The sequence below is a fragment of the Absiella sp. AM29-15 genome (assembly GCF_003434225.1).
Taxonomy (GTDB): Bacteria; Bacillota_I; Bacilli_A; order Erysipelotrichales; family Erysipelotrichaceae; genus Hoskinsella; species Hoskinsella hominis.
The window spans coordinates 17100-17928 of the sequence record NZ_QVFL01000031.1; the positions used below are offsets into that span (position 1 = coordinate 17100).

General features: G+C 34.0%; 1 protein-coding gene. It reads right to left on the reverse strand.

Annotated elements, in window-relative coordinates; translation table 11 throughout:
- Positions 1-34: 34 nt before the first annotated feature.
- The coding region (locus tag DW761_RS20420) for a transposase (protein WP_333782698.1) at positions 35-829 on the reverse strand (795 nt) is incomplete at its 5' end.

Below are 829 nucleotides of genomic sequence, written 5' to 3' on the forward strand. Positions count from 1 at the left end.
ACCTGACTTTAGAAGTAAAATTAAAAAAATGGTGCTAAATGACTTGATTTAGCATCATTTTTATTTGTTCAGTGGTTAAATAGAAGTTTCTCAAAGGCAATTTGAACGTTTCTGCAAGATAAGTGATCGTTGGTGTCGAAGATGAAATATTTATATATCTGCTGTCAGTTTCTTTGAGTACTGCATAAGAGTGGATGAATTCATAAAGCTTTGAAGCACATATCTTATTCTTCAGTACTTTAAATTCCAGTATCCTTGTCAGAAGTACAGAAAGATAGCAGATCAGAAAGTGCCCTTTTATCGTATTCTCGTTTTGACAGAAAACTGGTCGTGCATCCAATTCTGATTTCATGATACGGAAAGACTGCTCGATTCTCCATAGATTATGATATACATTATATATTTCTTCATTATCCATTGCGATTTCAGAGGTTACCAGCATATTAAAGCCTGCCAGAGCATAATCCTTTTCATATTTTTTCATATTGATCTCTACAATGATCTTTTCATCTGTAGCATTCCCATTCTTATCAGAAGATAAGAACTTCACGTATTTTGAGGACTCTCCATATTCACTTTTCTTTGCATGGCACGCCTTGAGGGTCTTGGCTTTTTCCAGCATTTTTCTAAGCTCATATCGATGTTTCTCACATAAAGAAGGATTGAAAGTAAGGATACGCTTTTCCTTAACTGTAAAGCTTTTCTTCTTACCATCTGTATCTGTGAATTCATACTTGAAGGAATCGACAGCAGTCGTGTATTTATATTTCAGCTCATTATCTGAATCGAAAACAGAAGTATAAACATTATTTTCATTCAAGACCCATTT